The 18,562-nt window shown below is 68.5% G+C and carries 18 protein-coding genes; 5 read left to right on the forward strand and 13 right to left on the reverse strand.

Annotated features, from left to right (window positions below):
• Positions 1-49 precede the first annotated feature (49 nt).
• The 6 genes from thmT to L324_RS34680 all read right to left on the reverse strand — a co-directional run bounded on the left by thmT (position 50) and on the right by L324_RS34680 (position 4,069).
• Entirely contained in the window at positions 50-235 is a 186-nt protein-coding gene (gene thmT, locus L324_RS34655) for a 2-hydroxymuconate tautomerase (protein ID WP_037318615.1), read from the reverse strand.
• A gap of 9 nt (positions 236-244) precedes the next feature.
• Positions 245-871, reverse strand: coding sequence for a TIGR03085 family metal-binding protein (locus tag L324_RS34660; protein ID WP_037318618.1), 627 nt, complete (start codon positions 869-871; stop codon positions 245-247).
• 62 nt (positions 872-933) lie between these two features.
• The gene (gene gad, locus L324_RS34665; protein ID WP_037318621.1) at positions 934-2,307 is read right to left on the reverse strand and encodes a glutamate decarboxylase; all 1,374 of its coding nucleotides are present in this window, start codon (positions 2,305-2,307) and stop codon (positions 934-936) included.
• 95 nt (positions 2,308-2,402) lie between these two features.
• Positions 2,403-2,879: a Dps family protein gene (locus L324_RS34670; protein ID WP_007035084.1), complete on the reverse strand. Its 477-nt coding sequence runs from the start codon at positions 2,877-2,879 to the stop codon at positions 2,403-2,405.
• A 54-nt stretch (positions 2,880-2,933) separates the two neighbouring features.
• Complete coding sequence (locus L324_RS34675) at positions 2,934-3,356, reverse strand: organic hydroperoxide resistance protein (protein ID WP_037318626.1); 423 nt, start codon at positions 3,354-3,356, stop codon at positions 2,934-2,936.
• 137 nt (positions 3,357-3,493) lie between these two features.
• Entirely contained in the window at positions 3,494-4,069 is a 576-nt protein-coding gene (locus L324_RS34680; protein ID WP_037318628.1) for an NADPH-dependent FMN reductase, read from the reverse strand.
• 147 nt (positions 4,070-4,216) lie between these two features.
• On the opposite strand from L324_RS34680, the gene L324_RS34685 reads away from it, so the two are divergent.
• Complete coding sequence (locus L324_RS34685) at positions 4,217-5,263, forward strand: alpha/beta hydrolase (RefSeq protein WP_037318629.1); 1,047 nt, start codon at positions 4,217-4,219, stop codon at positions 5,261-5,263.
• Positions 5,264-5,534: 271 nt separating this feature from the next.
• Here the strand turns inward: L324_RS34685 and L324_RS34690 are convergent, their stop codons facing one another.
• Both L324_RS34690 and L324_RS34695 read right to left on the reverse strand, forming a co-directional pair.
• The gene (locus L324_RS34690; protein WP_037318631.1) at positions 5,535-6,065 is read right to left on the reverse strand and encodes a hypothetical protein; all 531 of its coding nucleotides are present in this window, start codon (positions 6,063-6,065) and stop codon (positions 5,535-5,537) included.
• 454 nt (positions 6,066-6,519) lie between these two features.
• A complete protein-coding gene (locus L324_RS34695) occupies positions 6,520-7,962 on the reverse strand; it encodes a catalase (RefSeq protein WP_037318633.1) in 1,443 nt (480 codons plus the stop codon).
• 193 nt (positions 7,963-8,155) lie between these two features.
• On the opposite strand from L324_RS34695, the gene L324_RS34700 reads away from it, so the two are divergent.
• The gene (locus tag L324_RS34700) at positions 8,156-9,298 is read left to right on the forward strand and encodes an MFS transporter (RefSeq protein WP_037318636.1); all 1,143 of its coding nucleotides are present in this window, start codon (positions 8,156-8,158) and stop codon (positions 9,296-9,298) included.
• 14 nt (positions 9,299-9,312) lie between these two features.
• Here the strand turns inward: L324_RS34700 and L324_RS34705 are convergent, their stop codons facing one another.
• On the reverse strand, positions 9,313-9,684 hold the full coding sequence (locus L324_RS34705; protein WP_037318638.1) for a DUF8711 family protein: 372 nt from the start codon (positions 9,682-9,684) through the stop codon (positions 9,313-9,315).
• A gap of 61 nt (positions 9,685-9,745) precedes the next feature.
• Positions 9,746-10,936 carry an RtcB family protein gene (locus tag L324_RS34710; RefSeq protein WP_037318640.1) on the reverse strand — a complete coding sequence of 397 codons (1,191 nt, stop codon included), beginning with the start codon at positions 10,934-10,936 and terminating at the stop codon, positions 9,746-9,748.
• Between the two features lie 239 nt (positions 10,937-11,175).
• On the opposite strand from L324_RS34710, the gene L324_RS34715 reads away from it, so the two are divergent.
• Together L324_RS34715 and L324_RS34720 are read left to right on the forward strand one after the other, a co-directional pair.
• Complete coding sequence (locus L324_RS34715; RefSeq protein ID WP_037318643.1) at positions 11,176-12,675, forward strand: M48 family metallopeptidase; 1,500 nt, start codon at positions 11,176-11,178, stop codon at positions 12,673-12,675.
• 13 nt (positions 12,676-12,688) lie between these two features.
• The gene (locus L324_RS34720; RefSeq protein ID WP_037318645.1) at positions 12,689-13,795 is read left to right on the forward strand and encodes a DUF4034 domain-containing protein; all 1,107 of its coding nucleotides are present in this window, start codon (positions 12,689-12,691) and stop codon (positions 13,793-13,795) included.
• Between the two features lie 112 nt (positions 13,796-13,907).
• On the opposite strand, the gene L324_RS34725 is transcribed toward L324_RS34720, so the two are convergent.
• Positions 13,908-14,948 (reverse strand): aspartate-semialdehyde dehydrogenase, encoded by a 1,041-nt coding sequence (locus L324_RS34725; protein WP_037318647.1) that lies wholly within the window; start codon positions 14,946-14,948, stop codon positions 13,908-13,910.
• Positions 14,948-16,213: an aspartate kinase gene (locus L324_RS34730; protein WP_037318649.1), complete on the reverse strand. Its 1,266-nt coding sequence runs from the start codon at positions 16,211-16,213 to the stop codon at positions 14,948-14,950. Before L324_RS34730 ends, L324_RS34725 begins: the two co-directional genes overlap by 1 nt.
• Before the next feature lie 226 nt (positions 16,214-16,439).
• Here L324_RS34730 and L324_RS34735 point away from each other — a divergent pair, with 226 nt between their 5' ends.
• Positions 16,440-17,036, forward strand: a complete 597-nt coding sequence (locus tag L324_RS34735; RefSeq protein WP_037318651.1) for a nitroreductase family protein — start codon at positions 16,440-16,442, stop codon at positions 17,034-17,036.
• Here the strand turns inward: L324_RS34735 and L324_RS34740 are convergent.
• A complete protein-coding gene (locus tag L324_RS34740; protein ID WP_037318971.1) occupies positions 16,997-18,466 on the reverse strand; it encodes an MFS transporter in 1,470 nt (489 codons plus the stop codon). The two genes, L324_RS34735 and L324_RS34740, sit on opposite strands and share 40 nt — an antisense overlap.
• Between the last annotated feature and the right edge of the window lie 96 nt (positions 18,467-18,562).

The following is an 18,562-nucleotide window of genomic DNA, read 5'->3' on the forward strand; positions in this document are numbered from 1 at the left end:
GCAATGAAAGTCCCGTTCATGACATCCGGGGTGGTGCGCGGAGGGACGGTCAGCGGTCGGAGAAGAGGGTGCCGCCCGCCGCCCAGTGCTCGGCGGGGATCTCGTTGATCGTCACCCAGACGCCTTCGGGGTTGCCCCCACAGGTCCGGACGAACGCGTCGGTCACCTCGCGCACGAGGGCCTGCTTCTGTTCGGCCGTGCGGCCGGGGAACATCGAGACACTGATCATCGGCATGCCCGAACTCTAAAGGCCGCGGTCGTGCTTCCGGAGCCTGTCCACCGCGTACGCGTCGCCTTCGAAGGTGAGCCGGACCGCGTCGCGGCCGAAGACGAACAGCAGCAGCTCGATCGGCGCGCCGATCACGGTCACCGTGTCCGGGCCGTCCTTCACCCGCGCTTCGCGACCTTCGGGGGTCTTCAGGATCACGCCGACCGGTGATTTCCGCAGGTTCAGCTTCGACGCCTGCTTCGCCGACTTCCATGCCGCCGCGTCACGGGCGGGGTCCGCCGGACGCGGCTCCCAGCCGGGCTGACCTCGGCGGACGTCCTCGTGGTGCACCAGGAACTCCGCGCTGTTCGTCAGTTCGTCCAGCGCGCCGATCGACGTCGGCCAGTACCAGGCGGGGCCGGAGCGGACCTTGCCGACGACCTCCGACCACGGCCGCGCGGCGTACGAGTCCTGCACCCGCTGTGTGTAGGAGGCGAGCGCGGGCACCAGGATGCCGGGCGCCGCGTCCGGGCGCCGCTCACGCACCAGCAGATGCGCCGCGAGATCCCGCGTCTTCCAGCCCGTGCACAGGGTCGGCGCGTCCGGGCCGATCTCTTCGAAAAGCTCGCTCAACGCACGACGTTCGTCTCCGGCGACTCCCATACCCCCCGACGTTACGCGCCGGTAGGGCCGGGGGAAATCCGGCGTGACGCAGGGCACCCGGCTCAGTGATGGAACGCGGTACGCGGTCGCGGCCGATGATCGAGCTCGGGAAGCAGCCGCTGGAGGTCGGCGAGCAGCAGATCCGCGAGGTCATGCGTGAAACCGTTGCGCACCACGATCCTCAGCACGGCGAGGTCGGTCCTGTTCTCCGGGAAGGTGTACGCCGGGACCAGCCAGCCACGCTCGCGAAGCCGCCGTGACACGTCGAAGACGTCGAAGGTGTCGACGTCGGCCTTCGTCGTGAAGGCGAACACGGGCAGCTGATCGCCGCGGGTCAGCAGCTCGAACGGGCCCAGCTCCGCGATCCCGTCCGCCAGCTGGGTGGCCACGTCCCGCGAAGCCTGTTGCACGGCACGGAAACCTTCGCGGCCGAGCCGGACGAACGTGTAGTACTGCGCGGCCACCTCGGCGCCGGGACGCGAGAAGTTCAGCGCGAAGGTCGGCATGTCGCCACCGAGGTAGTTGACGTTGAACACCAGTTCCTCCGGCAACGCCTCCTTGTCGCGCCACACCACCCAGCCGACACCCGGGTAGACCAGCCCGTACTTGTGCCCGGACGTGTTGATCGACGCCACCCTCGGCAGCCGGAAGTCCCACACCAGCTCCGGATCCAGGAACGGCGCGATCATCGCGCCCGACGCGCCGTCGACGTGCACCGGAATGTCCCATCCGGACCGTTCTTGCAGGCCGTCGAGCGCAGCGGCGATCTCGGCGACGGGCTCGTAGCTACCGTCGAAAGTGGACCCGAGGATCGCGACGACGCCGATCGTGTTCTCGTCGCACCGGGCGATCGCCTCGTCCGCGGTGAGATGGAACCGGTCGCCGTCCATCGGCACCAGCCGCGGTTCGACCTCCCAGTATTCGCAGAACTTCTCCCAGCAGACCTGGACGTTCGCGCCCATCACCAGATTCGGCTTCCCGGCCCGCCCCAGTTTCGACCAGCGGCGCTTCAACGCCATCCCGGCGAGCATGCAGGCCTCGGAGGAACCGGTGGTGGAGCAGCCCATGATCGCGGTGGGATCGGGAGCGTGCCACAGATCGGCGAGGATGTTCACGCAGCGGCGCTCGAGTTCCGCGGTCTGCGGGTACTCGTCCTTGTCGATCATGTTCTTGTCGACGCATTCGGCCATCAGCTCGCGGGCCTGCGGCTCCATCCACGTGGTGACGAACGTGGCGAGGTTGAGCCGGGCGTTGCCGTCGAGCATCAGCTCGTCGCGGACCAGCTGGAGCGCGGTGTCGGGCGGCAGCGGTTCTTCCGCGAGGCTGTCGTGCGGGAGGCGGATGCTCGCGGCGAGCGCGGGGTACGCGCCGGCGTGCAGCGGGTTGGCCCCGCCCTTGCGGTCCGGATCGGTCGGTTTCCCCTTGTGCAGCACCATGCCCCGAACGTAGCGGTGCCCAGAGACTCGTGAGTGGTAATGACGGTTAGAACCGTCATTACCACTCACGAGGGTGGATCGGGATCAGGCGCGGGTCAGGCCTGCTGGGCCTGCCACATCCAGTGCGCCTTCTCGAGTTCCTGGGTGATCTCGATCAGGAGATCCTGGGTGACCAGGTCGCTCTTGTCGGTCTCGTCGATGCGCTTGCGCAGCCGCTCGATGAGCGCCGCGAGGATGTCGACGATCGCGGCGACCGTGGACTCGACGGACTGCCAGTTGTCGGGATAGTCCGGCAGACCGGAACTCTCCACGACGGCCTTCGCCTGTCCGTTCGGCGAGATGCCGATGGCGTTGGCGCGCTCGGCGACCTCGTCGACGTACTGGCGCGCGGTGGCGACCAGCTCGTCGAGCTGCAGGTGCGCGCTGCGGAAGTTCGCGCCGACGACGTTCCAGTGGGCCTGCTTCGCGATCAGCGACAGATCCACCAGATCGACCAGCGTGGCCTGCAAGGCGTTACCGGTGATCTCCTTGTCGGCTTCGCTCAGCGGACTCTGGATCGGGGACTTGCCCATCTTCGGTCTTCCTTTCAGAAATTGCCGGTTCAGGTGGTTCTGTCGCGCGCGGGGTCAGACCGTCGCCGACAGTGCGACCTCGATGTTCCCGCGGGTCGCGTTCGAGTAAGGGCACACCTGGTGCGCCTGCTCGACGAGCTGATCGGCCTGCGCCTGCTCCAGGCCGGGCAGCGAAACCTTGAGCGCCACACCGAGGCCGAAGCCCTCGCCCTGTTTGAGCACGCTGACCTCGGCGGTGACGGTGGAGCCGTCCAGCTTCACCTTCGCCTGGCGCGCGACGAGCTGCAGCGCGGAGTGGAAGCAGGCGGAATAGCCGGCGGCGAAGAGCTGCTCGGGATTGGTCTTGTCACCGCCCGGTCCGCCCATCTCCTTCGGGATCGCCAGCGATTCGTCGATGACGCCGTCAGAGGACGTGACCTCACCGTTGCGGCCGTCGCCGCGAGCGGTGGCCACAGCGGTGTACAGAGCCTCAGCCATTCTTCGCCTACCTCCTGGTCTCAAGACACGCCCCGTTGAGCGTCTCTGTGGTGCCAACGTCCCGCAACCGCGAAACCTTGCCACCCATGGCAGGCATCACGTCCGGGAATTACCCGGACGTCGACCGGAGCAAACGACTAGTGACCGGCGCGACTCAACGCGAACTCGGCGACCTGGCTGCCGATCAACCGGAGGGTGCGGACGGTCTTCTCGTCGGAAGCGCCACCGGCTTCGTCGAACTTGGTCTCCGCGGTGTTGATCGAACCACCCAATGGGGTGGCCCAGCCGCGTAGCGCGTGCGTGATCGTGCGGAGCTGGTCCAGCGTGGTCACCGCGGCCTGCCAGCCGAACGCGACGGCGGCGAGGCCGACGGCGCGGCCGTCGAGGTACGGGCGTTCGTCGTCGCGCAGATCCTCGACATAGTCCAGGGCGTTCTTGACCAGGCCGGACAGCGCGCCGTGATAGCCCGGCGAGACGACGATGACGCCGTCGGCGCGGCGGATCGCTTCGACCAGCCGCACGGCCCGTTCGTGCCGTTCTTCCAGCGCGGTGTCGTAGAAGGGCAGCACCAGTTCGGGCCCGGCGATCAGTTCGGTGGTGACTCCGGCCTCGGCCGCGCTGCCCAGTGCGATGCGCAGCGCCCGCTCGGACTGCGATCCCTCCCGCAGGGAGCCGCCGATACCGAGGACATGAACCGTGTTCGTCGAAGTCACGTTTTCGAGGCTAACCCCTCTACTTGAGTGGAGGACCAGCATCTGGAACGGAGGTCTGCGTCACACCCGTTCGCCCCAAACGGCCCGTTCCCGCTGGACGGTCTACCTACTCGCAAGTAACGTGGCCTGAAGCGCTGAGGAGGAAGTATGGCGATACCGCTCCAGATCCGGGTCGAAGCCGCGTTCTCGCAGCTGGCGTTCTGGCTTCCGACGCCGGTGAGACGGGCCATCGCCGGACCGCCGCTCCGCCTGGACGGCCAGGAACTCGCCCTGGACGCCCAGCTCCTGCTTCGCCTGCAGAAGCTGGCGAAGGCGTCGCTGGTGCGGGGCAGCGTCGAGGAGTCACGCAGTCTCCTTCTCGCGAGCAGGCATCTGGTCAGCGGGCAGGTCATCGAACCGGTCTCCACCAGGGAACTCCTGATCCCCACGGGAGACGGCGACGTGCCGGCCACGCTCTACACCCCGGCCGGACTGCCGGACCCGTCCGCGCTGCTCGTGTTCTTCCACGGCGGCGGCTGGGTGGTCGGCAGCCGCGCCTCCCACGACAACACCGTCCGCTACCTGGCGAAACAGGCAGGCGTGCGGGTTCTATCGGTGGAGTACCGGCTCGCGCCGGAGACACAGTTCCCCGGCGCCACCGAAGACGCGATCGCGGCTTTCGAGTACGCCTACGCGAAGGCGCGGGACCTGGGCGCCGATCCGGCGCGCATCGCCGTCGGCGGCGACAGCGCGGGCGGGAACCTCGCGGCGGTGACCGCGCAGCAGGCGGTGAAACGCGGCGGAGGGGTCCCGGCGTTCCAGCTGCTGTTCTACCCGGCGACCGATTTCACCGTGCGCCGCCGCTCGCGGGAATTGTTCGCGGAGGACCTGTTCCTCACCGACTCGGATATGAGCTGGTTCGAAGGACATTACGTGCCGAAGGGCACCGATCTGTACAACCCGAAACTGTCCCCGTTGCACGGCGACGTTTCCGGATTGCCGCCCGCGTATATCGCGACGGCCGGTTTCGATCCGCTGCGCGACGAGGGCGAGGCTTACGCGGAGAAATTGCGGAAGGCCGGGGTGCCGGTGGCACTCAGCCGCCAGCCGGACCTGATCCACGGGTACATCAACTTCCTGGGCGTCGGCAGGCGGTTCCGTGAGGCCACCGCCGAAGCGGCGGGCGCGCTGCGACTCGGCCTGGCGCCGAAGTAACCGAAGTAGCGGTAAAGACGGCCAGAGCCCGAGTGAGGAGAAATGTCCCCACTCGGGCTCCGGCCCCCATATCGTGGCCGCCGCCCTGCACGGCGAACCAGACGACTCCCACCTGTCTCTCGGGAGCGCGTCAGCGCGACGAGAGACTTCACCCCGCGCGCCTCTTTTGGCCGAAGGCCACGGAAACCTTTTGTAGGGCGCCCCTACCTGCCTGCGCGAGCGGACCGCGATCCCGCGCCCTGCGAAAGGTTTCCGTCAGCGCGCGGCGATATCACGGCGTGGGAAGCGGGACCGGCGGCAGCGGAAGCGGCGGCACAGGGAGTCCGCCGAGCAGCCCGCCGAGGATGCCGGTCACGGCCGCCAGCAGGGCTTTCACCAGGTCACTGACGATCTTCAGCGGTCCGGGCAGGTCCGGAAGCGACGGGATCGGCACCGGCAGCGGCGGCAGCTGGCGCGCCTTGGCCGTCGGGTCCGCCAGCAGCCTGCTGGATTCGTCGGAGCGGCCCTTGGCCAGGTCACCGAGCTTCTGCGTCTCGGTCTGGATCTGATAGCGCTTGCCGGCGGCGATGTCCGCCAGCACCGGGCTCAGCTTGTCCAAGTCCGCCCGGGTCTTGCCGACGTCACCGGCGTAGGCCACCTTCGTGAGGCCGTCTCGCATCTGCAGCACCTGCGCGGCGAGCGCCTGTGTGTTCGACGAGCCCTTCCCACCCTCGGTGCTAGCCGTTGCGGCGCCGGCTGAGGCCACCGCCAACAGACTGCCTGCGGCTATCGCGGCAATCGTCCGGGCAATGTTGCCTTTCATTCCCTTACCTCCTGGCCTCTGGGACCTAACGAGGTAAATCGATACCCGCCGTATCGAAGGAACACCAGCCGATCACCGGTTTGAACCGTTTTCTAACCCTTACGTGCCGGATTCATGAGAGGCGAAGACCCCCGCAATTGATTAACGTCGAAATCTTGTGCCTCCCCCTGAAGATCATCTTTTTCGATCAGGTTTATGACCACCGGTGACCGAACTACCCGGTAGAGCAGTTCGTTCACCCACAGCGGTGTAAACGGTGATCGTTTAGCTTCATCACTCTGTCGGACAGGCGTGTCGCACTGGTCCACTCGTGTTGTCCCCCACGCACGCCCCGCCACCTGTATGGCGCAACTGGTTTCACATGCGAGTGGGGACATGGAAGCACCCGGCGCGCGAGGATGACGCGCGCCGGGTGCGTTCCGGTGGTGGGAGCAGCCTCTCGAAAGAGGTCTTCTTACTCGCGGAAAGCGTCCGCGACCTTGTCTCCGAGGTCCTTGTCGACGTTCCGCCAGTACTCGAAGACGCGCTCGAGCACCGGCCGCGAGACATCGTTCGAGGCGTGCCCGATGATGTTGTTCGCGAGCCGCTCACGCTGCTCGTCGTCCATCACCTCGCGCACGAGGGTGCCGGGCTGGCCGAAGTCGTCGTCCTCCGCGTGGAGCCGGTACGCCGACCGGATCACCTCGTCCTCGACGCCGTAGCTCGACGACGTCTCGGAGGCGATCTCCGCGTTCGCGTGCGGGCCGCCGTAGGAGTTCGGCGCGTACACCGGGTCGCCCGGGTTGTTGTAGCGCATCGCGCCATCGCGCGAGTAGCTGTTCACCGGGGACTTCGGCGCGTTGACCGGCAGCTGGGTGTAGTTCGCGCCGATCCGGTAGCGGTGCGCGTCCGGGTACGCGAACAGGCGGCCCTGCAGCATCTTGTCCGGCGACGGGCCGATGCCCGGCACCAGGTTGGACGGCTCGAACGCGGCCTGCTCGATCTCCGCGAAGTAGTTCGACGGGTTGCGGTCGAGCACCCAGCGGCCGACCTTGATCAGCGGGTAGTCGCCCTTCGGCCACACCTTGGTCAGATCGAACGGGTTGAAGCGGTAGTCCGCGGCTTCGACGTAGGGCATCACCTGGACGTACAGCGTCCAGCTGGGGTGGTTGCCCTGCTTGATGTTCTTGAACAGGTCGCGGATGTAGTAGTCGGCGTCCTCGCCCGCGATGCGGTCCGCGTCGGCCTGCGACAGGTAGCCGATGCCCTGGTCGGTCTTGAAGTGGTACTTGACCCAGAACTTCTCGCCACCCGCGTTCTCCCACAGGTAGGTGTGCGAGCCGAAGCCGTCCATCTCACGCCAGTTCGACGGGATGCCGCGGTCGCCCATCAGCCAGGTGACCTGGTGCGCCGACTCGGGGCGCAGGGTCCAGAAGTCCCACTGGATGTCGTGGTCGCGCAGGTGGTTGTCGGCGCGGCGCTTCTGCGAGTGGATGAAGTCGGGGAACTTGATCGGATCGCGGATGAAGAACACCGGGGTGTTGTTGCCGACGATGTCGTAGTTGCCCTCGGAGGTGTAGAACTTCACCGCGAAGCCGCGCGGGTCACGCCAGGTGTCGGGCGAACCGTTCTCCCCGGCGACCGACGAGAAGCGGGCCAGGCTCTCGGTGCGCACGCCCGGCTGGAAGACCGCGGCCTTCGTGAACTGGCTGACGTCTTCGGTGACCTCGAGGAAGCCGTGGGCACCGCCGCCCTTGGCGTGCACGACGCGCTCGGGCACGCGCTCACGGTTGAACTGGGCGTTCTTCTCGATGAGGTAGTGGTCCTGGAGCAGGATCGGGCCGTTGGCACCCAGCGTCAGCGAGTCGTTGTCGCTCGCGACGGGGATGCCCACGTTGTTCGTGGTCGGCAAGGTCACGCCGGTGCCTCCTGTTTCGTGGTGGTCCCGCCACCCTCCCGCGTTTTCTGGAATGAGTCAAGAAACAGCCCCGGGTCGGGTGACGACCATGACGAAAAGAAGTTGCACGCGCGTACCAGGTTACGTTCTCATCGGACGTATGGCTCTCGCTCCGTACCGTCGCGTGCTGGCCGTGCCAGGGGTTCCCAGCTCGATGCTGCTGATGTTCCTGGCCCGTCTGCCGATGACCGCGATGGGCGTGACGATGACGCTGTACGTGGTCAACGACCTCGGCCGCGGCTACGGCGCGGCCGGGCTGATCGGCGCGGCCACCACGCTCGGCAGCGCGATCGGGGCGCCGCTCGTCGGCCGGTACGTCGATCGCTACGGGCTGCGGCCGGTGGTCGCGATCTGCGGGCTGGCGTCGTCGGCGTTCTGGATCAGTGCGCCACATCTGCCGTATCAGGTGCTGCTGGTGGTCGCGCTTCCCGCGGGGGTGCTCTCGGTGCCCGCCGGGACGCTGGCGCGGCTGGTGCTGACCGCGCTCGTGCCGCTGGAGCAGCGGCGGGCGGCGTATTCGCTGGACACGATCTTCGTGGAGGCGTCGTTCATGATCGGGCCGTCGGCCGGGATCATGGCGATCACGCAACTGCCCGCGGTCTACGCGCTCACCGGTATCGGGGTCTGCTTCGCGCTTTCGGCGGCGCTGATCTACCGGCAGAACCCGCCGATCCGCGCCGAGGTCGACGCCGAGGTGTCCGCCGGGGAGCGGCCCCCGATCCGGAGCTGGCTCACCGGGCGGCTCGTGATGGCGATGTTCATCGCGGGCGGCGCGCTGTTCTGCCTGGTCGGCATGGAACTCGCCGCGCTGGCGACGCTGCGCGCGAGTGGCGACATCGCCTGGTCCGGGCTGCTGATCACGCTGATGTGCATCGCGTCCGTCCTCGGCGGGGCGATCCACGGCGCGGTGCGGCGGTCGCTTTCCCAGGGCACGCTGATGGTGCTGCTCGCGGTGCTGACGCTGCCGGTCGGGCTGGTCGCCGGGCCGTGGTGGCTGCTGGCGATCGTGCTGTTCCCGAGCAACGTGCTGTGCGCGCCCACGCTCGCGGCGAGCACGGAGACGGTCAGCGCGGCGGCGCCGCCCCGGGTGCGCGGCGAGGCGATGGGGCTGCTGGACGCGGCCAGCCGGGTCGGGCTGGCGATCGGGAGCCCGATCATCGGGTTCGTGATCGACCACTCCAGCCCGGGCTGGGGCTTCGCGGCCTCGGCCGTCGGAGCGCTGGCGATCGCGTCGGTCGGCCTGTTCTGGCGACGCACCCGCACCCCCGCCAAGGTGCCCGCACTGGCTTCTTCCTGACGCGCGGGTTGGGGCTAGGCGCAAACTTTGCGGAGGGCGTCGAGGCGGTCGAGGTTGCGCTTGGTCCAGTCCGCGATCTTGCCCGCGTCCTGGATGTTCTCCTTCTGGACCTGCAGATACGAGTCGGCCATGCCGGTGAGCGCGCTCGCCACGTTCTGCTCGCCGACGCTGTTCGCCAGCTCGCGCAGGCGCTTCTCCTTGTCCGCGGCCCGTTCCTTGATCGTCGCCGGGTCCGGGTTGAGGTCGGCGAGGCTGAGCGCCTCGGCGCACGCGCCGACCTTGGTCGCGGCCTTGTTCGTCTGGTCGACCGCGTTCGTGACCTCGCTGCAGCCCGCCAGCGCCAGACCGGCCGCGGCCAGCAGCGCGGCGATTCCCCACCTCTTCATGCGTCCACAGTAGCGATTTCGTGGGCGGTATGTCGGACTCGCCCGGCATACCGCCCACGCCTCACCCCTTGACGCAGACGACCTGCTTCAGGTGCGCGACCACCTCGACGAGGTCGGTCTGCGCCTTGATCACCGTCTCGATGTCCTTGTACGCGGCCGGGATCTCGTCCACCACCCCGGAGTCCTTCCGGCATTCCACGCCGGCGGTCTGCGCGGCGAGGTCGTCGGCGGTGAACAGCTTCTTGGCCTTGTTCCGCGACATCCGGCGGCCCGCGCCGTGCGAAGCGGACTGGAAGGACGACGCGTTCCCGAGGCCTCGCACGATGTAGGAACCGGTACCCATGCTGCCCGGGATGATCCCGAGGTCACCCGAACCCGCGCGGATCGCGCCCTTGCGGGTCACCAGCAGATCGACGCCGTCGTAGGTCTCCTCGGCGACGTAGTTGTGATGACAGCTGATCGCGTCGTCGAACGTCGTCTGCGGGACGACGTCCTTCAGCGCCTGCTTCACGAGCGCGACCATGGTCGCCCGGTTGCGCGCCGCGTAGTCCTGCGCCCAGAACAGATCCCGCCGGTACGCCCGCATCTCCGGCGTGCCCGCGACGAACACCGCCAGATCCGGATCCGGCAGATCCGCGTTGTGCGGCAGCTTCCGCGCGACGGCCATATGGCGTTCCGCGAGTTCCTTGCCGATGTTGCGCGAACCGGAGTGCAGCATCAGCCACACACGGCCTTCGTCGTCGCCGCCCTGTTCGAGGCAGACCTCGATGAAGTGGTTACCGCCACCGAGGCTCCCGATCTGGCGCGCCGCGCGGTCGTGCAGGTCCTGGACGCCGGGGTGCAGGTCACCGAAGGACTTCCAGAAGGTGTCCCAGCCACCGACGCCGTGCACCTTCGCCGGGTTCACCGGCGACTTGTGCAGCCCGAAACCGACCGGGACCGCCGATTCGATCCGGCGGCGGAGCTTCAGCAGGTCGTCGGGCAGATCCGCGGCGGTGAGCGAGGTCCGCACCGCGCTCATCCCGCAGCCGATGTCCACGCCGACGGCGGCCGGGGACACGGCGTCGCGCATCGCGATCACGCTGCCGACCGTCGCGCCCTTGCCGTAGTGGACGTCGGGCATGACCGCGACGCCGTGCACCCAAGGCAGGTTGGCGACGTTGTGCAGCTGTCGCATGGCCTGGTCTTCGACCGAGGTGGGATCCGCCCACATCCGGATCGGAACCCGCGAGCCTTCGACCGCCGTGTACATGACTTTCCCTTCGTGGAAAACGTTTTGTCGCCCTTGAGCATGCACGGGCCGGACGAACCGGACAAGGCAATTACCAGCCTCCACAGTGGACAGTCCACACGCGACCGCGCCGGGCGGGGTGATGTTCATCGCGAAGTCTTCGATCGTATTCGAAAAGTGATCGGTCCCCGCCGGTGCTTCGGGCACAATGAGCGCTCGGTGTCGGGGGTACACCAACTCTGGGGAAGGTCCGTTTCACGGTGAAGTCTTTTCGCGGGCTGCTCGCTGCCGTCCTGCTCGCCGCGTTTCCGCTGCTCGTACTGGCGTTCGTCGGCGGGATCGTGGCACTCGAGGTACTGGCGCTGCGGCACAACGTGTTCACGGCGGTGAAGCTCGGCATCGTCACGGTTCCGGTCGGGTGGATCCTGCTCAAGACCCTGCTCACGGTCGAACGGGCGACCGGTGACGGGGTACCCGGCGTCGCGGTGACGCCGGAATCCCAGCCCGCGCTCTGGGCGCTTGTCCGGGAGCTGGCGGACGAGGCCGGCACACGGCCGCCGGACGAGATCTACCTCGATCCGGACGTCAACGCCGCGGTCACCGAGCGGACGTCGTGGCTCGGGCTGCGGGTACTGCGCCGCCGGATGATCATCGGTGTCCCGCTGATCATGGGCCTGCGGCAGGACCAGTTCCGCGCGGTCCTCGCGCACGAGCTGGGGCACTACAGCAACAAGGACACCCGGTTCTCCGCGCTGACCTATCGCGGGCGCAAGTCCATCGCGCGGGTGGTCAACGGCCTCGGTCGCGAGGGCTACTTCGAGCGCTTCGTCGGCTGGCTCTTCAAGCAATACGCGAAGCTGTACTTCGCCGTCTCGATGAGCGTCTGCCGCGCCCAGGAACTCGCCGCCGACGCCGTCTCGGCACGGCTCGCGGGCACCGAAGCGGCGGCCTCGGCACTGCGTGAGATCGAAGCGCTGGCCGTCACCTGGCGGTTCTTCATGAACAACTACGCCGCGATCGGCTGGGACGCCGGCTACCTCCCGGACCGGTTCGGCGAGGGCTACCGCGCGCTGCTCACCGACCCGACCCGCGCGGAGCAGATGGAGGAGATGCGGCGGAACCCGTCGGAGGAGAAGACCTCGCGGTACGACACGCATCCGGCCACGCGCGACCGTGTCGCGACGCTCGAAGCCGGGCCGCGGGTCCCCGTCCGGCCCGGTGGTGAGCGCCCGGCGGCCGAGCTGCTGACCGGCGCCGAAGAGATGCTCGACGAAGCGCTGTTCACCGTCTTCTCCGACGAGGCCCACGCGATGCGGCGGACGGACTGGCAGTCCCTGGTCGCCATCGGTCGTCGTCACGCCGCCGCCGAAGCGGCCGCCGAGGTCCTGGGCGAACGCACCCTGGACATGGCGCTGGACCTGCTCGACGCGGGCAGGCACGAGGAACTCGCCGACCCGGACGAGAAGCCGCCCGCCGGGGCCGGGGCCCGTGCTCGCCGCGAGTTCGCCGCCGTCTCCGTCCTCAGGCGGATGGAGGTCGTGGTCTCCGCGGCCCTCGCCGACGTCGGGGTGGCCCGCTGGACGCTGTCGTGGTCCGGACCGGCGCCGTTCACCTTGGACGGGCAGCTCGAAGACCTGCTGCCGTCCGCCCTCGACAAGGCCACCGCGGCCGAATCCGACACCGCGCCGCTGCGTGCGCTGCTGACGGCCGCCGGGGTGACCTCGGGTTACCGGCCGTCCGTCACGCTTGTTCGTTCTTAAGGAGTTTTCGAAAGTGCTTTGGTTGCTCAAATCCCGTGAACGCAAGGCCGTCTTCGCCCTGATGAAGGAGGCGAAGCGGCGCGGCATCAGCGTCGACGAACTCACCGACACCATGACGCCGGAAGAGCTCGTCGCGCTGCTGCCGCCGGAGAAGCCCAAGTTCAAGGGCAAGATCCCGGACGTCACGCGCTGGGGCCTCCCGCCGGACCACGAGGTGTCGACCGAGGAGTACTGGACCAACGAAGAGATCCTCGCCGTCCAGGCGTCGACCGCGCGTGGTGAATGGGAGGGTGCCGCCGCGCTGCTGGCGTCGACCTGGGGGAACTGGGATCGCCGGAATCTGGTGAACGGCGCGCTCGGCGAGGCCGCCGCGCAGGACGACGCCTGGCTGCGGACGTGGCGGAAGGCCCGGCCCGGCGACCCGGGCGCGGCACTGGTCAACGCGGAATCGTTGGTGCACGTGGCGTGGGAGGTGCGCAGCGGACTGCAGGCGAAGCACGTCACCGAGGAGCAGTTCGCCGCGTTCTTCCGGGTACTGGAGCAGGCCGAAGAGGCCGTGCGCGAGGCGGCCGAACTCGCTCCCGAAGACCCGACGCCGTGGGTGACCGCGCTCGCGATCGCGATGGGGCGGCAGTACGAGAACGACCAGTACCTCGAGGTCTGGGCGGAACTCGTCGCGCGCGATCCGCAGCACCGCGGGGCGCATTCGCGGGCGCTGCAGTACTGGTGCCCGAAGTGGTTCGGCTCGGACGAGCTGATGTGGGAGTTCGCCGAGACCGCCGCGACGAAGTCGCCGAAGCTGGCGCCGCTGCTGCTGGTCGCCGCGCACGAATCCGAGTTCCGTGACGTGCCGGCTTGGCGGGATCCGCGGGTCGCCGGCGCCCTCGACGGGATCGTGGCCTGGCTCGACGGTGAAGGGCGCGATCACCCGTCGACGCGTTCGGACCGGGCGTACGCGGCGAAGGCGCTGGTGGAGAACGGGCGCTTCGACGAGGCCGTCGAGCAGTTCCGGTTCCTGGGGACGCGGGCGGACAGCGGGATGTGGGCTTACAGCCCGGACGCGCGGGGCGAGTTCCTGGCGACGCGGTACGCGGCCTGCTTCGGGGCGACGAAGCCCTGACGCGTTTCGTCCTCTGAATGCGAGTGCGCGCGAAGGGCCCTTTCCCCGCGTCAGACGTGACGAAAGGGCCCTTCACCGCATCGCATGCGGTGAAGGGCCCTTTCAGCTCAGGTCAGGAGTTCGCGGCGACCAGTTCGGCGATCTGGACGGCGTTCAGCGCCGCACCCTTGCGCAGGTTGTCGTTCGACACGAACATCACCAGGCCGCGGCCACCCTCGACACCCGGGTCGTTCCGCAGCCGCCCGACGTACGACGGGTCTTGACCGGCGGCCTGCAGCGGGGTCGGGATGTCCGACAGCTCCACCCCGGGCGCCCCGGTCAGCAGCTCGGTCGCGCGGGCGACCGAAAGCGGCTGCGAGAACTCGGCGTTGATCGAGAGCGAGTGCCCGGCGAACACCGGCACCCGCACACAGGTGCACGAGACCAGCAGCTCCGGGATACTCAGGATCTTGCGGCTCTCGTTGCGGAACTTCTTCTCCTCGTCCGTCTCGAACTCGCCATCGTCCACAATGGACCCGGCGAGCGGGAGGACGTTGTGCGCGATGGGGCGCGCGTACTTCTTCGGTTCGGGGAAGGTCACCGCCGAGCCGTCGTGGGTCAGCGCGCCCGCGTTCGCCACCGACGCGGCGAGCTGGCCTTCCAGCTCCTCGACACCGGCGAGGCCGCTGCCGGACACCGCCTGGTAGGTGCTGGCGATCAGCCGTACCAGCCCCGCTTCGGCGTGCAGCACCTTGAGCACCGGCATCGCGGCCATCGTGGTGCAGTTGGGGTTCGCGATGATCCCCTTGCGCGCTTCCTTGATCGCCTCCGGGTTGACCTCGCTGACGACCAGCGGGACGTCCGGGTCCATCCGCCAGGCCGACGAGTTGTCGATCACCGTGGCACCGGCCGCGGCGAACCGTTCGGCCTGCGCCTTGGAGGTCGCGCCGCCGGCGGAGAACAGCGCGATGTCCAAACCGGACGGATCCGCGATCGTCGCGTCCTCGATGACGATTTCCTGGTCCTGCCAAGGAAGCTTCGTACCGGCGGACCGCGCCGAAGCGAAGTAGCGCATTTCCGCGACCGGGAAACCCCGTTCGGCCAGCAGACGGCGCATCACGCCGCCGACCTGACCGGTCGCCCCGACGACTCCTACCCGCAATCCCTCGGCCATCAGCGACCACTCCCCGCGTAGACGACGGCTTCTTCATCGCCGCCGAGTTCGAATGCCTCGTGGATCGCGCGCACCGCGTCGTCCAGCTGCGCGTCGCGGATCAGGACCGAGATCCGGATCTCCGAGGTGTTGATGATTTCGATGTTGACGCCCGACTGCGCGAGCGCCTCGCAGAACGTCGCCGTGACACCGGGGTGCGAGCGCATCCCCGCGCCGACGAGCGACACCTTGCCGACGTGGTCGTCGTACAGGACCGACTCGAAGCCGATCTCGTCCTTGATCTTCTCCAGCGACTGCACGGCCTTCGCCCCGTTGGCCTTCGACAGCGTGAAGGTGATGTCGGTCCGGCCGGACACCGTGCTGGACACGTTCTGCAGCACCATGTCGATGTCGATCTCGTTGTCGGCGATCACCCGGAAGATCCTGGCGGCGGCGCCGGCGTGGTCCGGTACGCCGGTCACCGTGATCTTGGCTTCGGAGCGGTCGTGCGCCACACCGGTGATCAACGCTTGTTCCACGGGGATCTCCTCGATAGAACCGGCCACCGTGGTGCCCGGCTTGTCACTGTAGGAAGAACGGACTCGGATCGGGACGCCGTAGCGGCGCGCGTACTCCACCGAGCGCAGGTGCAGGATCTTCGAGCCGCTGGCCGCGAGTTCGAGCATCTCCTCGTACGGGATGGTCTCGAGCTTCTTCGCGTCCGGCACGATCCGCGGGTCGGCCGAGTACACACCGTCCACATCGGAGTAGATCTCGCAGACGTCGGCGTTCAGCGCCGCGGCCAGCGCGACGGCGGTGGTGTCCGAACCGCCGCGGCCGAGCGTGGTGATGTCCTTGGTGTCCTGTGACACGCCCTGGAAACCCGCCACCAGCGCGATGTAGCCCTGGTCGAGGGCTTCGGTGACCCGGCTGGGGCTGACGTCGATGATCCGCGCGTTGCCGTGCACCGACGTCGTCACCACACCGGCCTGCGAACCGGTGAACGACCACGCCTCCGCACCCTGCGCCGAAATCGCCATCGCGACCAGCGAGTTGGAGATGCGCTCACCCGCGGTGAGCAGCATGTCCATCTCCCGCTCCGGCGGGGCGGGGTTGACCTGCTGAGCCAGGTCGAGCAGCTCGTCCGTCGTGTCACCCATGGCGGAGCAGACGACGACGACGTCGTTGCCGGCCTTCTTGGTGGCGACGATGCGTTCCGCGACGCGTTTGATCCGGTCGGCACTTTCCAGCGACGAACCGCCGTACTTCTGGACCACGAGGGCCACGCCCGAACCTCCTCGACGGGCCGGGCGGCTCCTGGTGGGCACCGAGGAGCCCCCGCGTCCCTTATTTGGGCGAAAGCCTACCGGGGACGCGCACGCCCGCCACCCTCGTAAGTGGTCCTGACCACCACTTCGAGGACTTCTCGAAGTAAATCTTCCTTAACACCAACGAAATAGTCGGAGGGCTTTCGCTTTAGTGACGGAGAGCACCCCTTGCTAGAGTCCCGCCGTGCACAAGCCCGCCGAGACCAGTACCCCGATCGCGCCGATCCTGGCGGCGAGATGGAGTCCTCGCGCCTACGACGAGTCAGCCGTCGTCACCGAAGAGCAGCTCCGCGCGCTGCTCGAAGCGGCCAGATGGGCACCGTCGTTCGGCAACACCCAACCCGCCCGCTACCTGGTCGGCCTGCGGGGCACGCCGTCGTTCGACCGGATCCTCGCGACGCTCAACTCGGGCAACCGCGCGTGGGCGCACCGCGCCGGGCTCCTGCTGATCGGCGTGATGGTGACCACGAACGAGAAGGGCGACGTCCCCTACGCCGAGTACGGACTGGGGCTGGCGAGCGAGAACCTCGTGCTCCAGGCCGTCGACCTCGGGCTGATCGCGCACCAGATGGCGGGTTTCTCCGCCGACGCGGCGAAGGACCTCTTCGGGCTCCCGGACGACGTCGTGCCCAAGGTCGCCATCGCCGTCGGTTCGCCGGCGGACCCGTCGGTGCTCGAAGAGGACTGGCGGATCGAGCGCGAGAAGGCGCCGAGGGAGCGCCTTCCGCTGGCGGAGTTCGCCTACTCGGACACCTGGGGCACGAGCGCCTTCTCCGGCTGAGGGAGCAGGCGCAGGGCGAGCACCCCCAAGGCGAGGTGCAGCAGGCTCAGCACCACCACGGCCGTGTGCAGGCCCGAGACGAAGGCCTCCTTCGCGTCAGCCGCGGCGGCGGACGCGATTCCGGGCAGCTGGAGGGTGCCGTCGAGGGTGGGCGCGAGATCCGGTCCGGCCAGGCGGAACACCAGCGCGGCGAGCGAGCCCATGAGCGCGATCCCCAGCGCGTTGCCGATCTCGTTGGCGGTTTCGGCGATCGCGCCCGCCGCTCCCGCCCTTTCCGCGGGAACCGCTGCGACGGCCGTGTCAGCCACCACGCTGAACGAGATGCCGTAGCCGACACCCGCGACCACCGTCGAAGCGACGTACCAGCCCGCCCCGCCAGTGACGCCGGTCATGAGCAACAGCGGCAGACCGGCGGCGACGGAGAAGTGGCAGAGGATCAGCGCCGTCCTCTTCCCCACGCGATCGACCAGCGCGGGGGTGACGACGCACAGGATCGTCAGCGCCGCCGCCCCGGGCAGGGCCAGGAGCGCCGCGTCCGACACGGACAGGCCGAGCACCGACTGCAGGTGGATCCCCGCCAGGTAGGCGGCCGCCGACCACGCCATCAGCGGCAGCAGGCCGGTGACGATCGCGATAGTGAAGACCCGGTCGCGGAACAGGGAGAGGTCGATCAGCGGGTGGTCGAGGGCCCGTTGCCGCCGGGCGAACCACACCAGCAGGACCGCTCCGGCGATCCCCGCGGCCACCGCGACCACGGACGGGCCTTCCGCCGCGGTGTGCTTGACGCCGTAGATCGCGAGGAGCAGGCCGAAGGCGGACAGGACAACGCTCGGCACGTCGACCCGGCCGGTCCCGCCTGCCCGGACCTCCCGGAGCAGCACCGGCGCGAGCAACAGGAAGACCGCGATGACCGGCAGGTTGACCAGGAAGACCGAACCCCACCAGAACCGTTCCAGCAAAGCGCCGCCGACGATCGGACCGATCGCGAACCCGGCGGCGAACGCGGCCGCGAAGACGCCGATGGCCTGGGCGCGGCGCCTCGGATCGGTGAAGAGTTCGCTCAGCACCGCCAGTGCCGACGGCAGCAGCGTCGCGCCCGCCAGTCCCATCACCGCCCGGAACGCGATCAGGAGTTCCGGGCCGGGGGCGAACGCCGCGCCCGCCGACGCCACGCCGAACACCGTGGCGCCGGTCATCAGCAGTTTCAACCGGCCGTAGCGGTCGCCGATGGCGCCGAACGCGATCAGGAACGAGCCGACGGCGAACCCGTAGACGTCCAGGATCCACAACTGCTGATCGGCCGTCGGGGCGAGCGCCTGGCTGATCCTGGGCATCGCGAGGAACAGGATCGACCCGTCCATGGAGACCAGGAGGACCGGGCAAAGGATCACCAGCAGGCCGAACCAGGCCCGCTTGCTCTCTCGTGTCATGACGTCGACGGTGTGCCAACGCCTGTCCCGCAACCATCCCCGTGTCGTGGGTACCCCTGACAGGTACACCCACGGGACGGCCCGGCGTGCTTAAGC

Source organism: Amycolatopsis orientalis DSM 40040 = KCTC 9412, from assembly GCF_000478275.1.
Lineage (GTDB): Bacteria > Actinomycetota > Actinomycetes > Mycobacteriales > Pseudonocardiaceae > Amycolatopsis > Amycolatopsis orientalis.

Bases quoted from the DNA above. Each gene is read 5' to 3' on its own strand.
- thmT (WP_037318615.1), bottom strand. From the start codon at position 235: ATGCCGATGATCAGTGTCTCGATGTTCCCCGGCCGCACGGCCGAACAG.
- L324_RS34660 (WP_037318618.1), bottom strand. From the start codon at position 871: ATGGGAGTCGCCGGAGACGAACGTCGTGCGTTGAGCGAGCTTTTCGAA.
- gad (WP_037318621.1), bottom strand. From the start codon at position 2,307: ATGGTGCTGCACAAGGGGAAACCGACCGATCCGGACCGCAAGGGCGGG.
- L324_RS34670 (WP_007035084.1), bottom strand. From the start codon at position 2,879: ATGGGCAAGTCCCCGATCCAGAGTCCGCTGAGCGAAGCCGACAAGGAG.
- L324_RS34675 (WP_037318626.1), bottom strand. From the start codon at position 3,356: ATGGCTGAGGCTCTGTACACCGCTGTGGCCACCGCTCGCGGCGACGGC.
- L324_RS34685 (WP_037318629.1), top strand. From the start codon at position 4,217: ATGGCGATACCGCTCCAGATCCGGGTCGAAGCCGCGTTCTCGCAGCTG.
- L324_RS34690 (WP_037318631.1), bottom strand. From the start codon at position 6,065: ATGAAAGGCAACATTGCCCGGACGATTGCCGCGATAGCCGCAGGCAGT.
- L324_RS34700 (WP_037318636.1), top strand. From the start codon at position 8,156: ATGCTGCTGATGTTCCTGGCCCGTCTGCCGATGACCGCGATGGGCGTG.
- L324_RS34705 (WP_037318638.1), bottom strand. From the start codon at position 9,684: ATGAAGAGGTGGGGAATCGCCGCGCTGCTGGCCGCGGCCGGTCTGGCG.
- L324_RS34710 (WP_037318640.1), bottom strand. From the start codon at position 10,936: ATGTACACGGCGGTCGAAGGCTCGCGGGTTCCGATCCGGATGTGGGCG.
- L324_RS34725 (WP_037318647.1), bottom strand. From the start codon at position 14,948: ATGGCCGAGGGATTGCGGGTAGGAGTCGTCGGGGCGACCGGTCAGGTC.
- L324_RS34740 (WP_037318971.1), bottom strand. From the start codon at position 18,466: ATGACACGAGAGAGCAAGCGGGCCTGGTTCGGCCTGCTGGTGATCCTT.